This window comes from Nocardia sputorum (genome assembly GCF_027924405.1).
GTDB classification, from domain to species: domain Bacteria; phylum Actinomycetota; class Actinomycetes; order Mycobacteriales; family Mycobacteriaceae; genus Nocardia; species Nocardia sputorum.
The window spans coordinates 1,671,073-1,685,577 of the sequence record NZ_AP026978.1 but is presented as its reverse complement, the minus strand read 5'-3'; the positions used below and the strand labels follow the sequence as shown (position 1 = coordinate 1,685,577).

The window sequence follows — 14,505 nt, the reverse complement described above, 5'->3', positions numbered from 1 at the left end:
CGCGAACTAGGGTGTGACGATCGCGAAATCGGGATCGGGGGCGTCGAAGATGTCCACCAATTCGGCGAGCTTGGTGACATCTCCCTCGATGACGATGTCGCCCGCCGCCGCCGCGACGCCGAAGTCCTCGCCGGCCAGCAACACTCGGATCAGGGTGTTCTTGGCCAGCGTGAAGGTGGCGTCCGGTTCCGGCAGTTTCATGCCCGGTGCGACGTCGAAGTGGGTGAGGCGGCCGTTGCGCAGCTCCAGGCGGTGCGTGCGGTCCTGGTCGGTGAGAATCCAGTCCGTCACGATCCGGTGGTTCCACGCCTTGGGACCGTCGACGCGCAACGCCAAGGCGTCGAAGATCTGATCGACGGACAGAGCCGCCACCATGGTCGGCGAATCGCTCTTGGTGGGCGTGCCGAACGAGCCGTAGCGCAGCTCGTAGGCTCCGCTGAGATAGAAATTGCGCCAGGTCGCGTTCTCCGCGCCGTAGCCGAGTTGTTCGAAGGTACTGGCCTGCAACTCTTTCGCGGCGTCGTTGTCGGGGTCGGCGAAAATGACGTAGTCGAGCACCTGCGCCACCCAGCGGTAGTCCCCCGCGTCGTAAGAAGTCCGCGCTTTACGCAGCACTTCCTGCGCGCCGCCCATGAATTCGACGTGCCGCCGCGCGGATTCCACCGGCGGATGTTCCCAGAGGTGCGCGGGATTGCCGTCGAACCAACCCATGTATCGCTGGTAGATGGCCTTCACGTTGTGGCTGACCGAGCCGTAGTAGCCGCGTGCGTGCCAGGCTTCCTCGATGGCGGGCGGGAGGGTGACCAGTTCGGCGATCTCCGCGCCCACGTACCCCTGGTTCAACAGGCGGACGGTCTGGTCGTGCAGATATCCGTACAGGTCGCGTTGCAGCGAGAGGAATTCCACCAGCCGAGTGGTGCCCCAGGTGGGCCAATGGTGCGAGGCGAAGACGACGTCGGAATCGCGGGCGAACAGGTTGATCGCCTCGGTCAGGTATCGCGCCCAGATATGGGCGTCGCGCACCAGCGCGCCGCGCAACGTGAGCACGTTGTGCAGGGTGTGGGTGGCGTTCTCCGCCATACAGAGCGCGCGGTGGTCGGGAAAGTAGAAGTTCATCTCCGCGGGGGCTTCGGTACCGGGTGTCAGCTGGAAGACCATCCGGATGCCGTCGATCGTCTCCTCCTGGCCGGTCGCGGTGATGTCGACGGTCGGCGGGATCAAGGTGACCGTGCCGACCGACGTGGTCTGCCCGAGCCCGGAACCCACCGCGCCCAGCGGCCCGCGGGGCAGCACCGCGCCGTACATGTACCCTGCGCGGCGCGCCATCGCCGTGCCCGCGTAGACGTTCTCGGCCACCGCGTGTTCCAGGAATCCGGCGGGCGCCAGCACCGGACAGCGCCCCTCCTCGACCGCCTCGGTGGTGGTGACTCCGCACGCCCCGCCGAAATGGTCGGCGTGCGAATGGGTGTAGATCAGGCCGGTCACCGGGCGGTCACCGCGATGGGCGCGGTAGAGCGCGAGACCGGCCGCCGCGGTCTCGGCCGAGATGAGCGGATCGATCACCAGGACGCCGGTTTCGCCCTCGACCAGCGTCATATTGGAGATGTCGAGACCGCGGATCTGGTAGATGCCTTCGGTGACCTCGAACAACCCTTGTCGCACCGCGAGGCCGGATTGCCGCCAGAGACTCGGATGGACCGAGACCGGGCAGGGTTCCCGCAGGAACGAATAGGAGTCGTTGTCCCACACGACCGTTCCGTCGTCGGAGGTGACCACGCCGGGCTCCAGCGCGGCGATGAAACCGCGCTCGACATCGGCCGCGTCGGTCGTGTCGGCGAAGGGCAGTGCGGCGGCCGCCCGCCGATGCTCCGCGACGATGAAGTCACTCGGCTCGCTCGCTGTGCTCATGGTCGTCCTCCTGTCGTCTCGGCCAACGTTGCTGAGCCGCTCCCCCGTTCAGGGGAGCGGATCGAGGGAACCGCCCGCGGCGGCGGCCACCGCGACCACGACCACCGCCGCGGCCGTGGCGGCGATGACGCGATCGCCATGGGCGAAGCGGCCCCGCCGCAGGCTCCGGTTGCGCAGGTAGCAGGCCCCGGCCAGCGCCGCCATCGCGATCGCGGCGCCGACGGGCGCGACCGCGGCCGCGCGCCAGCCGCTGCCCAGCGCCTGGTGCGTGAACAGCGTGCCGACGACCATCGCCGACACGGCGGTGCGCCGCCACGCCAGGGCGGTGCGTTCCGCGGATAGATGTGGCGCGCTCATCGCAGCAACACCGCCACGGCCGCCAGCACGGAAACGATCGCGATGCCCGCCGACAGGATCGGCACCAGCACCGTCTCCGGCAGCGGATCGCCGCGCCGCATGGCCACCCCGACGCGCCGCCAGTGCGCGTACGCACCGACCGCGACGACCGCCGCCAGGACCAAGCAGCTCAGCGCGATAGCGCGCCGCAACCCACCGATCCGGAACGACTGCACCAGCGTGTGCACGGCGACGCCACCGGCCAGCAGCCCCAGCGCGGTGCGCATCCAGGCCAGGAACGTGCGCTCGTTCGCGAGCGTGAAGCGGTAGTCGAGTTCCTCTTCACCCTCTTCCGATTCGGCTTCCGGATTCGGCAGCGTCACGCCGCCTCGGTTCGGGTCGGAAGACGCCGCGTACCCGCGCACGTGCGTCCTGGGCCGCCGGCCCGCCCGCATCGAACGGCGTGGCCTCTTCTGGCGCGAAGCGATGTCCCGGTGCACTGGGTGATGCCGGACTGCGCGGTGGTCACGACGAACCACGCTAGTGCGGACCACCGGAACGCGCGCCGGGCGATCACCGGCCACGGGAACGCGCTCCATATCGGTATGCGCGCTGGACGTGCGCCCCTGGTGGACACGCCCATCGCGGCGGTATTCGAGCGGCCGAGTGCGAGTCGGCACGTTCCCGATCCGGCTGGCAACCGGAGTTCGAGGGAGGGTCCAGCATCGCGAACTTCTCGCGCAAACCGGCCGTTACCCCGCGCTCTGGCCTGTTCACAGCCTTTTTCAGCCACACCTTTCCGGTCGGCGACGGTCACGGGCACACTCCGTACTGAGCGTTTGGCGAACGATCGGCTACGTCAGGCTAACCGGAGCCGCGCCGGACCGTCCACGCTCCTCGCCCGCCGTGACCGGGTGGTTACGCGACCGAGCGGCGTCAGATCGCGGTCGCGTCTTCGAACGTCATGGCCAGTCGCGACACCGACGAGGACATCAACGCGCGCCGCGGCAGGCCCAGCGACCGGAGTTCGGCGGCGATCTCGTGATCGCCCAGGGTCAGCCTCGCCCCGCCGAGACGCGCTCGCATGCCGGATGGACGCATCTCCCAGCGCGTGCAGCGGGTGACGCCATCGATGTGCGAGTAGGCGTCGAACGAGGAGGCGGCGGCACGGTTCGGGGTCGCGAACCCCGGCCGAACCGTGAGATCCGCGATGAGCTGCCCGTTCTGGTGCAGCGCGCCACTGCGCGTCCGGCCGCCGTGGTCGACCACGAATTCGGCGAGTTCCTTGGGGAAGCCCCAGATACCGCGCCCCGCGGCCAGGGTGAAATCGCCGTCGACGGGCAGCCGGTGGATCAACACCCCCGCACGGCCGGTGACCAGCGCCTTCAGATTGCCCGACCCCGATGCCGCGGTGTGGTGGCGCACCATGAAGGAGACGCCGAATTCGTGGTAGGGGCCCAGGTCGCCGTCGACATAGTCGACGAAGACCAGCGTGCACATCGCGCGTCCGCCCGGAAGCCGGAGAATCCGCAGGCCGGAGTAGTCGATGAGGCGCTGCGCGGGCTCCGCGGGCACCAGATAGGTCGCCATGAAGGCGTGCGCGAGCCGGATGCGAACCGGCATGCGCACCTCTCTGCCGAGAATGGTGTGCGTGCTCATGTCGACGCCTTTCTGCGCAGCGGCGCCCGGGCGCCGCGTCGTCATGCGGTCCCTGCACCGGATCACGCACTTAGAACACGTTTCAATTTATCGGCACCATACCGCCTCCCGGGCCCATTTCTTAGAACACGTTTCATAATCGACCGGTGTCCTTCGCCGGAGACTCCTGCCGGGATTCCGGCATGTTACGCAGACGGGCTTCGAGTCCGTCGAGGACGCAGAGCAAGCCGAAGTCGAACGCCATCGCGCGTGCGGCCTCCTGGTCGGTCGGCACGGTCGCCTGATAGTCCGCGAGCATCTCGGGATAGTCGCCGGCCACTTCCCCCATCACGCGCAGCATGCCGTCGGCGTCGATCTCCATGCCTTTGGACACTTTGTCCCAGGCGATCTCCGGAATCACCTGACCGAGGACGAAACACATCACCGTCCCGCTGGCCAGATAGATGTCCACACCGCGAAAACCGGCCTGGACGAACGCGCGGCGCAGCCGATCGCTCAACCGCAGCGAGTTCGGACCGATGCTGGGCAGTTGCCCGACCAGCGACGCCATCCAGGGATGCTCCCTGATGGTCGCGCGCAGGCTGTAGGCGAAGGTGTTCAGCAACTCGCGCCAGGAAGTCTGCTCGGGCTCCGGCGTCCGGACCAGGCCCCAGAACTCGTCGAGCACCAACTCGAGCAGTTCGTCCTTGTTGGACACGTGCCAGTAGAGACTGGTCGCGCCCGCGCCCAGTTTCGCGCCGAGCTTGCGCATGCTCAGCGATTCCAGCCCTTCGGCGTCGAGGATCTCGACGGCCGCCGCGATGATCTGCTCGCGGCGCAGCCCGGACGACTTGGGCTGGCGCGGCTGTTTGGTCCATACCGACGCGAACTGCTTGGTCACGACACGATCTTATAATCGCTCGCACACTGTTCGAGTTTCTCGTACGCTGTGCGAGTGGAATCGAACGTTGTACGAGACCCCCGCCGGTGGTGGGTCCTGGGGGTCCTCTGTCTGTCCTTGCTCGTGCTGATGCTCGACAGCACCGTGCTCAATCTGGCGATCCCGTCGCTGATCCGTGAACTCGGCGCCACGCCGTCGGACGTGCAGTGGATTCTGGACGCCTACGTGCTGGTCTTCGCCGGGCTCCTGCTCACCGCGGGCAGCCTGTCCGACCGGTTCGGCAGGCGGCGGGCGCTGATCACCGGACTGGCCGTGTTCGGGGTGGCGTCACTGGCCGCCGTGCTGGCTTCCGAACCGTGGCAGGTCGTGGCGGCCCGCGTCGCGATGGGCGTCGGCGGATCGCTGTTGATGCCGTCGACCTTGTCGATCCTGATGACCACCTTCGCCGAGGACGAACGGCGCACGGCGATGGCGGCGTGGTCGACGGTCTCCATGGTCGGCATCGTCGCCGGACCGACGCTCGGCGGCTTCCTGCTCCAGCACTACTGGTGGGGTTCGGTGTTCCTGCTCAACATCCCGGTGGCACTGCTCGCGATCGTCGCGGCTGTCGTGCTGATGCCGGAGACCACCGGGGAGCAGCGGCCGGTCGACCTGGTCGGCGTCGTCCTGTCCGTCGTGGCGCTCGGCGCGACGGTCTACGTGATCATCGAGCGGGAATGGAACATCGGCGCGATCGTCTTGGCGGTCGGCGCGGCGATCGCCTTCGTCGTCTGGGAGAGCCGGTCGGAGCATCCGATGCTGCCGTTGGCGGTGTTCCGCAGCCGCGACTTCACCGGCACCTGCTTCACCCTGCTGCTGATGGTCTTCGGCATGGGTGCGGTCATGCTGATGCTCACCCAATACCTGCAGTTCGTCCTCGGCTACGGCCCGATGAAGGCCGGGCTGGCGCTGCTGCCCTACGCCATCGCCGCGGCGGTCTGCAACGGCCTCGGCGCGACGCTCGGCAAGACACTGAGCAACAAGACGCTGATCGTGTCCGGCCTGCTCGTCATGGGCGTGGCCTTCGGCATCCTGGCGGCGGGCAGCGGGTATCTGTGGGTGCTGGTCAGCATGCTGGTGATGGGCGTCGGCGGCGGACTGGCGGGTCCGGCGGCCTATGCGGCCATCATGAGCGCGATCCCGCTGCAGCACGCCGGTGTCGGCTCCGCGATGAACGACACGATCCAGCAGGTGGGCATGGCGATCAGCATCGCCATCCTCGGCAGCGTGCTGGCCGGTGTGTTCACTTCGCACATGCCCGCCGACGCCCCGGACGCCGCGCGCGAATCCATCGGTGCGGCCTTCCAGCTCGGCTACATCGAGCCCGCCAAGGATGCCTTCACCGCCGCCATGTCCACCGGCGCGTGGATCAGCGCCGGATTCAGCATCGCCGCCGCCCTGCTCGGCGCGGTGCTGCTGCGCGCCCGGCGGCCGCAAGCAGCCGGGCAACCGGAAACCGCTCCGGTCGCGCACGGCTGATCGTGCCGGGTGGGCTGCGCGGGGCAGGCGCGTGCGCATCGCCCCGTCGCGGCCCGCCTGGTGCGACACCCGCGTGCGTTGCGCAGAATAGCGATTCCGACGTCTCCTCGGTTCCCCCGGTATGAATGATTCCGACCCCCGGGCTCATGGTCTAGCGCGCGCCCGCCGAGAAGAGTTGATGTGTGTTCACAATGACGGCCTTCAACAAACGAGGGCTGGTGAAGCAATCAATCGCTGGAGACATCATGATCACGAACAAAATGCGTGTAACGGCGGCGGCGGTAGCGCTCGCACCGATCATCGCCCTCGGTTCAGGTTTCGCATCCGCTGCTCCGGACGTAGCACCGGGACCTGTGCAAGTGGCGGATAACGCGGTACCGGCTCAGGTCGAGCCCGCGACATTGGGCCTGATTTGGCCGCTCGGCATTTTCTGCGCTCCTCTGCTGCTCCTTCCGCCGGTGGTCAACGCGGTTGCCGTGTTCGTCTGCGCGGCTTGACCGCATCCGTCAGAAGTGGGCTCCAATATGTGCGCCTCGGGCTGTGACCAGCCCGAGGCGTTCGTCTTTCGCAGCGCTCTGCTGATTTCGTTTCGGCCTTGCCGAAGCACCGATCCGGTGAACATGCGGGAATCAATCGTGACGCCCGGATAAGTGCGGTTGAATTTCCGGATGACCAAGTTCAGGAAACTCGTGGGCGCTGCGGCGGCGTCAGCCGCTGTCACGGCGCTGTTCGGGGCACCCGGGACCGCGCAGGCCGAGACGCCATCCGTACTGGGTGGCGGCTCGGGCATCGTCGTCGGCAGTCAGAACATCTGCACGCTCACCACCATCGGGCGCGACACCGGCGGTCGGCTCGTCGGGTTCACCGCGGCCCACTGCGGTGACGCGAATGCCGCCATCGTCCCCGAGAGCGATCGCGGCGCCGGTACCGTCGGCACTGTCGTCTATGCCAGCCGCGAATTGGATTACTCCGTGATCGAATTCGATCCCGGCAAGGTCGCGCCGGTCAACCAGGTGGGCGGCACCACCATCACCGGCCTGGGCGGGCCCGCCCGGCCCCCGGACACGGTCTGCAAGGAAGGCCGGACGACCGGCCGCACCTGCGGACCGGCCTACGGCGACATGTTGACGGGCGGCAATTCGACATGGACGCAGACGTGTGTCGTCGAGGGCGATTCGGGCGCTCCGCTCGTCGTCGGGACCACACTCGTCGGCATGGTCAGCGGCTACTTGGCCGTGCCGTGCCTGGGCCCGCAACTCGGCACCGACATCACCGCGGTCGTCGCCGACGTCAACGCGCGCGGCGGCGCGGGCGCGGGTTTCCAACCGATCTGACCGAACCGGAACCCTCCGACGAGCCGGCCGGAGCCTTACCTTTCCTGATCGGTGACGACACCGAATTCGATAGCGCGTTCGACCAGGAACAGGCGTTTCTGGTTCGGCGGTAAGGCTTCGACCTGGAATATCCGGAACAGCGCACGCATGTGCGTCTTGACCGTCGAAAGGCTCAGGCACAAGTCGTCCGCGATCTGGCGGTTGGAGGCCGGATAGGAATAGGCGTCACGGGCGTCGTACGGGCGGCACAGCGCCGCGAGAACCAGATACTGGGCCGGCGTCAGCGAATTGCGGGTCGGCAGGGGGGAATGCGCGAGCGTCATTTCCTCGTGGAAGGATTCGGCGACCCGGAAGACGAATACCGACCGACCGACGCGAATCATATCCCCCGAACCGAGTTTCCGCCGTCCGCCGACGCGTTCACCATTGACGAATGTCCCATTCTTCGACAAGCCGTCGTCGACGATGGTCCAGCATCCGCCGATGCGCTCCAGAATCGCGTGCAGGCGGGACACGGTCGGGTCGGAAGTCACGATGATATCGGCCGCGCCGGACCGCCCGATCGTCATTCTGGACGCGCCGCCGTCGAGGGAGATTTCCCGCACGCCTTCCGGCGTGACGGGTTGTGGCGAAATGGAAGCAGGACGCTCCCACGCGGACTGTCCCGCCAATGGGTACAGTTCGCGACGCAGGGCCTGTGGTCCGCTGGACGTAGACATCGTTCGTCTTCCCACACTCGAAGTACGCCGGGAACTGCGGGCACCGATTCGCTACTCTCAGGGTGCCCTTTCTCCGTGCCGGAAACATATGGATTCGATTACTTCGCCACAGAGTGAGCCGGTAACGGACTTCGGGCACGTGATCAGCAAGAAAACCGACCAATCAGTCGGATAATGCAGGTCCGGCCAGGCGGACGGCCCAGAATGGTCGGATGAGCGTCATCATCCGACCGCGCACCGAGGCCGACCTCGACGCCTGCGCCGCGGCCCTGCGGCACGTTCACCACGTCGACCGATATCCGGCGGTCTGGCCTGCCGACCCCGCCGGCTGGCTGGCGCCGCCCAAACTCCTCGCGGCACTCGTCGCCGACCGCGACGGCACCGTAGTCGGGCACATCGGCCTGGGCACGAGTGACAACACGCCGGAGGTCCTGCGCGAATCGGCGGGCGCGGAAGCGGTCGTCTCGGTGATCCGGTTGTATGTCCTCCCGGCCGCCCGCCGAGCGGGGGTAGGTGCACGATTGCTGGCCGAAGCCGCACGCGTCGCCGCGAGCTGGGGGCAGCGCGCCGTCCTCACGGTGGCGTCCGACAGCACGGCGGCGATCACCCTCTACGAGCGACACGGTTGGCGGCAGGTGCACAGCGGGCCCGGCGGCTGGCGTACCGCGGATGGACGGGAGGCTCGGGTGCATTACTACATCGGTCCGTGACCCGTGCGCGGGTCAAGCCCGGGGATGGGCCTGGTCGTGCACCTTCTTGAGCCGGTCGATGGAGACGTGGGTGTACAGCTGCGTGGTGGCCAGACTGGCGTGCCCGAGCAGTTCCTGAACCACACGAAGATCGGCCCCGCCTTCGAGAAGGTGGGTCGCGGCGGTGTGCCGCAGACCGTGCGGACCCAGATCCGGTGCGCCCGGGATGGCCGAGACCACCTCGTGGACAACGGTTCTGGCCTGGCGTTGATCGAGACGCCTGCCGCGGCGGCCGAGCAGCAGCGCTCGACCGGACTCGGCGGTGGCGAAGGCCGGACGTCCGTAGCGCAGCCAGTTGCCGACCGCCTCGTCGGCGGGCACGCCGAACGGCGCGGATCGCTCCTTGTTGCCCTTGCCCAGTACGCGCACCACGCGCCGTTCGCGGTCCACGTCCTCGACGTCCAAGCCGCACAGCTCACCGACCCGAATCCCGGTGGCGTACAGCAACTCCACTATCGCCCGGTCTCGCAGGGCCATCGGATCGCGCTGCGCCGCACCGGACTCCGCGGCATCCATGGCGCCCAGCGCCTGTTGCCGCCCGAGTACGGCGGGAAGGACGCGGTGCGCCTTCGGGGAACCCAGCCGCAGCCCCGGATCGGCGGGCAACCGGCCGGTCCGGCTGAGCCATGCCGTGAACGTGCGCGCCGACGACGCGCGCCGTGCCACAGTCGTGCGAGCCGCGCCCCCCGCCGCTTGCTGGGCCAGCCACGAACGCAGCAACAGCAGGTCCAGTTCGCGGATCGCCGAATCCGCCGACCGCGTGTACAGATGCTCCAGTAGGGATCGCGCGTCGCCCAGGTACGCGCGCACGGTGTGCTCGGAGCGATTGCGTCCGAGCCGCAGATGCCTGCCGTACTCCACCAGCAGCGCTTCCAGGTCTTCGGGCAACTCCGCCATGCTTCCACCGTCCCGATCCGCGGCGCGGATGGCAAGCGGCCGCGCCGAAGGGGCTCATCCGCGCCGCCCCGTTCGGTGCCAACCGTTTTCGTCACTGGCCACCAGACCCGTCAATTCGAGTGCGGCCAAGGTCGCACGCACCGCCGGAAGGGGCAGTCCGCACTGCCGCGACACCTCCAGTGGCAGCCGGGAGCCGATTCTCGGCAGCGCGGCGAAGACCAGCGCCTCGTCTCCGGCCAACTGGTCCTCCAAGTTGCCGCCCGCGGCCGCCGCTCCGGGAAGCGACAACCGCAACGGCCCCGCTTCGTCGACGACTTCCTCCGCCCTGGTCACCAGGAGCGCTTCGCCGTCGCGGATCATGCGGTGGCAGCCCACCGAAGCGGCCGAGGTGACCGGGCCCGGCACGGCCAGCGCCGGACGCCCCAGGCGACGCGCCCATTTGACGGTGTTACGCGCCCCGCTGCGCAGCCCGGCCTCGACCACGAGCACACCGTCGGCGAGGGCGGCGATCAATCGGTTCCGGGCGAGGAACTGGTGCTTCTGCGCGGAGACGCCTGGTGGGTATTCGCTGACCACCAAGCCGGACTCGGCTATGTCGGCCAGCAAGCGCTCGTGCTGCGCCGGGTAGGGCCGGTCGATGCCGCAGGCCAGCACGGCGATCGTGGGGCCTTCTACCGACAGCGCTGCCCGGTGCGCCATGCCGTCTATCCCGAAGGCGGCCCCGGAAACAATGGTCCACCCCTGTGCGGCGAGATCGCCCGCGATTTCTCCCGTGACCCGATTGCCGTACCCGGTGCTGCACCGCGCGCCGACCACCGCCACCGCCCGTTCGCTGGACTCCAGCAGCGAGCGTGGACCGCGCACCCACAACACCAGCGGTACCGCGCCGTCGCGATCCCGGCCCGGCTCGAGCTGTGTGAGACCGAGCATGCGCCAGGCGGGCCACTCCGGGTCGTCCGGCGTCACCACCCGCCCGCCGATCCGCTCGATCATCTCCAGATCCCGCGCCGCCACGTCGACACCGCTCCGCTGCGCCGTAGGCCCGCGAAGCGGTTCGGGCAGGGCGCACTCGCGCACGGCACGCGCCGCCTCCACCACCCCGACCGACTCGACGAGCGCCGACAGCGGCGCACACGGCCCCTGCACCACCCGCGACAGGTACACCCATGCGAGCCGCCGGGCATCCGGTTCGCCGGACAGCGATCCTGAACCGCCCGCGGGCACCTGGACCACCGAGCGCCCATCCGCGAGCGCAGGCGCTCGGGCCACCGCGCACGAGTCGGCGACCGTGCGCCCGTTCGCCGCTGCCGGTACGTCCACCGCGGGCGGGTGCGCAACCGCAGGCGCATTCGCGGCGAACACTTCTCCGCCTCCAGGCAGGTCTGGGGCGGCAGGTGCGTCCGAGTCAGCGGGCAAGTGTGCGGCAACAGCCAAGTCCGCCGCAATAGGTAAGTCCCCGACGACAGCCAAGTCCGCAACGACAGGCACGTCCCCAGTGGCAACCGAGCCCCTGACGATAGGTGAGTCCCGACCACCAGCCAAGCCCCCGACGACAGGCAAGCCCGCAACCACAGGCAAGTCCTCAGTGCCAGCCAAATCACTGACGACAGGCAAGTCCGCAACTACAGGCGGGTCCCCAGCAGCCACGTCCCCGACGACAGACAAGTCCCCGACGACAGGCGCGCCTCCAACGGCAGCCGAGTCCCCGACGACAGCCGAGTCCCCGACGACAGGCGCGCCTCCAACGGCAGCCGAGTCCCCGACGACAGCCGAGTCCCCGACGACAGGCGCGCCTCCAACGGCAGCCGAGTCCCCGACGACAGCCGAGTCCCCGACGACAGGCGCGCCTCCGACGGCAGACAAGTCCCCGACGACAGGCGCGCCTCCAACGGCAGCCGAGTCCCCGACGACAGGCAAGCCCGCAACGATAGGCAAGTCCGCAGTAGCGGAGGCCCCGACAGCAGGCACCTCGGCGACCGGCGACGCGGGAGCAGTTACGCACGCGCTCCTGCCGCCGGGCACCGCTCCCGCCGCAGGCAGGTCGGCAGCCCGGGACACCTCCGTGCCGGCAGACACATCCCCGGCCGCAGGGGGCTCATGCGGATTCGCGGTCGCGGACACATCCCTGGCCGCACGCGTCGCCACAATGCCGGAAACGTCCGCGGCGCCGCGTACGGTCACCGCCGCAGACGGGTTTGCCGCCCCCTCTTCGGCGGGCATCATCGCGCTCATTGGGCACCCCGCTGACGAAAGTTCAGAGCGGCCAGAACGTCCTGTGCCGTGGGCAGGTCACCGCCGCGCAAGTCGGAAATCGTCCAGGCGACGCGAATGGCCCGGTCCGCACCCCGCGCGGACATGCGACCGAGACGCAATGCGGCCTCGACGGGCGCGAGTGATTCCCGCGGCAATCGGAATCGTTGGCGCAAGATGTGGCCGGGAACCTCGGCATTGGTCAGCCACCCGTATTCGCGCCAGCGCTCGGCGGCGGCGCGCCGCGCGACGGCGACCCGGCCGCGGACCACCTCGCTGCTCTCCGCGGCGTCGGTGCTGAACGCCGCGCCGGACTGCCCGTGCATCCGCACCCAGATATCGATCCGGTCCATCAGCGGCCCGGACAGTTTGCCGAGATAGCGGCGGCGAGCCAGCGGCGCGCAGATGCAGTCGACATCGCGCGCCGGGGCACACGGGCACGGGTTGGCAGCCAGAACGAGCTGGAAACGAGCCGGATAACGCGCGACGCCGTCGCGCCGGGCGATACGCACCTCTCCCTCTTCCAATGGCGTTCGCATCGCTTCCAGCACCTTCGTGCCGATCTCGGCGCACTCGTCGAGGAACAGCACGCCGCGGTGGGCCCGGCTGACCGCGCCCGGCCGGGCGGTCCCCGAACCACCGCCGATCATCGCGGTCACCGAAGTGGAGTGATGCGGGGCGACGAAGGGTGGCGCGGTGACCAGCGGATGGTCACCGGCCAGCGTGCCCGCCATGGAGTGGATCGCGGTCACCTCCAGTGCCTCGGCCTCCGTGAGGGGTGGCAGCAGACTCGGAAGACGTTGCGCGAGCATCGTTTTACCGATGCCGGGCGGCCCGGTGAGCAGTAGATGGTGCCCGCCCGCCGCCGCCACCTCCAATGCCCAGCGGGCCTCGTCCTGCCCCACCACCTCGCTGAGATCGCCGCCTTGGCGCACCGTGTCGGGCAGGTCGCCGTCCGGCTCGTCGAGCGCGCCTTCCCCGCGCAGCCAGGCCACGACGGCACGCAGGCTGCGCGCCCCGAGGACCTCGATGCCCTCGACCAGTCCCGCTTCGGCCATGGTCACCGCCGGGACCACGACGGTGGACCAGCCCGCCTTGCGGGCCGCGAGCACCGCGGGCAGGATGCCGCGCACCCGCCGTACCCGGCCGTCCAGCGCGAGTTCGCCGAGCAGCACGGTCTTCGCGAGCCGATCGGAGGGAACCGAGCCGGACGCGTCCAGCACCGCGACGGCGAGCGCCAAGTCGTAGACGCTGCCCAGCTTCGGCAATGTCGCGGGCGACAGCGCGAGGACCACCCGGCCATCGGGCCACTTCTCCCCCGAATTCGCCACCGCGGAGCGCACCCGGTCGCGCGACTCCTGCAATGCGGTATCGGGGAGCCCGACCAGATGGACCGACGGCAGGCCTTGCCCGATATCGGCCTCGATCTCGACGAGCAGACCGTCCACGCCGGTGACCGCGACCGAGTGCGCCCGGCCGAGGGCCATTCAGAACACCGCCCGGAGATGATCGATGACCGGTGTGCGGCCACGCGCCACCAGCACCGACACCACGTCGAACCGGATGCGCCGCCACGGTCCGTCCTGCTCGGCCAGCCACAGCAGGGCCAGCCGTCGAATCCGCTGCTGCTTGGCGAAGGTGACCGACTCGGCCGGAGTACCGTATCCCACGCCGGAACGGGTCTTGACCTCCACGAACGCGGTCACGTCCCCGTCCGTGGCGATCACATCGAGTTCGCCGTATCGGCAACGCCAGTTCCTGGCGACGATCTGCATTCCCGCGGCGCGCAGAAATGCCGCCGCCAGTTCCTCCCCGTGCGCGCCGAGCGCCTGTCTGTCTGTCACCCGGCCAGCGTGCGCCGGAACCGGATCAGGTCAGAGCCGTCGACCTGGGGAAATGGAAAGTCTGTTGATAACCGAGTCGCTGTGCAGAACTGAACGGCAGGCTCACTCGGGCAGCCGCAAGTCCGGCTTCTCCAGCTCCTCGATGTTGACGTCTTTGAACGTGATGACCCGGACGTGCTTGACGAAGCGGGCCGGACGGTACATGTCCCAGACCCACGCGTCGCTCATCCGCACCTCGAAGTACACCTCGCCGTCCGCGTTCTGCGGGCGCAGCTCCACGGAATTGGCCAGATAGAAGCGGCGCTCGGTCTCCACCACGTACGAGAATTGACCGACGATGTCCTTGTACTCGCGATACAGCGAGAGCTCCATCTCGGTTTCGTACTTCTCGAGGTCCTCGGCACTCATCGG

15 protein-coding genes are annotated in these 14,505 nt (G+C 68.8%); 4 read left to right on the top strand and 11 right to left on the bottom strand.

From position 1 onward, the window contains the following. Positions 1-6: 6 nt before the first annotated feature. The 5 genes from QMG86_RS07610 to QMG86_RS07590 all read right to left on the bottom strand — a co-directional run bounded on the left by QMG86_RS07610 (position 7) and on the right by QMG86_RS07590 (position 4,783). Positions 7-1,908 carry an alkyl/aryl-sulfatase gene (locus tag QMG86_RS07610; RefSeq protein ID WP_281878533.1) on the bottom strand — a complete coding sequence of 634 codons (1,902 nt, stop codon included), beginning with the start codon at positions 1,906-1,908 and terminating at the stop codon, positions 7-9. Positions 1,909-1,956: 48 nt separating this feature from the next. Then, entirely contained in the window at positions 1,957-2,265 is a 309-nt protein-coding gene (locus QMG86_RS07605) for a DUF202 domain-containing protein (RefSeq protein ID WP_281878532.1), read from the bottom strand. Then, positions 2,262-2,627, bottom strand: coding sequence for a YidH family protein (locus QMG86_RS07600; RefSeq protein ID WP_281878531.1), 366 nt, complete (start codon positions 2,625-2,627; stop codon positions 2,262-2,264). Before QMG86_RS07600 ends, QMG86_RS07605 begins: the two co-directional genes overlap by 4 nt. A gap of 553 nt (positions 2,628-3,180) precedes the next feature. Beyond that, the gene (locus QMG86_RS07595; protein ID WP_281878530.1) at positions 3,181-3,903 is read right to left on the bottom strand and encodes an acetoacetate decarboxylase family protein; all 723 of its coding nucleotides are present in this window, start codon (positions 3,901-3,903) and stop codon (positions 3,181-3,183) included. A 133-nt stretch (positions 3,904-4,036) separates the two neighbouring features. Further along, positions 4,037-4,783 (bottom strand): TetR/AcrR family transcriptional regulator, encoded by a 747-nt coding sequence (locus QMG86_RS07590; RefSeq protein WP_281878529.1) that lies wholly within the window; start codon positions 4,781-4,783, stop codon positions 4,037-4,039. 54 nt (positions 4,784-4,837) lie between these two features. Here QMG86_RS07590 and QMG86_RS07585 point away from each other — a divergent pair, with 54 nt between their 5' ends. From QMG86_RS07585 to QMG86_RS07575, 3 genes are all read left to right on the top strand, one after another. After that, positions 4,838-6,301 carry an MFS transporter gene (locus QMG86_RS07585; protein WP_281878527.1) on the top strand — a complete coding sequence of 488 codons (1,464 nt, stop codon included), beginning with the start codon at positions 4,838-4,840 and terminating at the stop codon, positions 6,299-6,301. Positions 6,302-6,492: 191 nt separating this feature from the next. Then, positions 6,493-6,798 carry a hypothetical protein gene (locus tag QMG86_RS07580; RefSeq protein ID WP_195083897.1) on the top strand — a complete coding sequence of 102 codons (306 nt, stop codon included), beginning with the start codon at positions 6,493-6,495 and terminating at the stop codon, positions 6,796-6,798. A gap of 171 nt (positions 6,799-6,969) precedes the next feature. Beyond that, the gene (locus QMG86_RS07575) at positions 6,970-7,635 is read left to right on the top strand and encodes a chymotrypsin family serine protease (protein ID WP_281878526.1); all 666 of its coding nucleotides are present in this window, start codon (positions 6,970-6,972) and stop codon (positions 7,633-7,635) included. Positions 7,636-7,670: 35 nt separating this feature from the next. On the opposite strand, the gene QMG86_RS07570 is transcribed toward QMG86_RS07575, so the two are convergent. Beyond that, complete coding sequence (locus QMG86_RS07570; protein WP_281878525.1) at positions 7,671-8,306, bottom strand: FHA domain-containing protein; 636 nt, start codon at positions 8,304-8,306, stop codon at positions 7,671-7,673. Between the two features lie 260 nt (positions 8,307-8,566). On the opposite strand from QMG86_RS07570, the gene QMG86_RS07565 reads away from it, so the two are divergent. Then, positions 8,567-9,064 carry a GNAT family N-acetyltransferase gene (locus QMG86_RS07565; protein WP_281878523.1) on the top strand — a complete coding sequence of 166 codons (498 nt, stop codon included), beginning with the start codon at positions 8,567-8,569 and terminating at the stop codon, positions 9,062-9,064. A gap of 12 nt (positions 9,065-9,076) precedes the next feature. On the opposite strand, the gene QMG86_RS07560 is transcribed toward QMG86_RS07565, so the two are convergent. From QMG86_RS07560 to QMG86_RS07540, 5 genes are all read right to left on the bottom strand, one after another. Then, complete coding sequence (locus QMG86_RS07560) at positions 9,077-10,000, bottom strand: tyrosine-type recombinase/integrase (RefSeq protein ID WP_281878522.1); 924 nt, start codon at positions 9,998-10,000, stop codon at positions 9,077-9,079. A gap of 54 nt (positions 10,001-10,054) precedes the next feature. Beyond that, positions 10,055-11,200 carry a DNA-processing protein DprA gene (gene dprA / locus QMG86_RS07555; protein WP_281880828.1) on the bottom strand — a complete coding sequence of 382 codons (1,146 nt, stop codon included), beginning with the start codon at positions 11,198-11,200 and terminating at the stop codon, positions 10,055-10,057. Between the two features lie 1,028 nt (positions 11,201-12,228). Further along, a complete protein-coding gene (locus QMG86_RS07550) occupies positions 12,229-13,737 on the bottom strand; it encodes a YifB family Mg chelatase-like AAA ATPase (RefSeq protein ID WP_281878520.1) in 1,509 nt (502 codons plus the stop codon). Beyond that, positions 13,738-14,094, bottom strand: a complete 357-nt coding sequence (locus tag QMG86_RS07545; protein ID WP_281878519.1) for a YraN family protein — start codon at positions 14,092-14,094, stop codon at positions 13,738-13,740. 102 nt (positions 14,095-14,196) lie between these two features. Further along, positions 14,197-14,502 carry a DUF2469 domain-containing protein gene (locus tag QMG86_RS07540; RefSeq protein ID WP_011210678.1) on the bottom strand — a complete coding sequence of 102 codons (306 nt, stop codon included), beginning with the start codon at positions 14,500-14,502 and terminating at the stop codon, positions 14,197-14,199. Positions 14,503-14,505 lie beyond the last annotated feature (3 nt).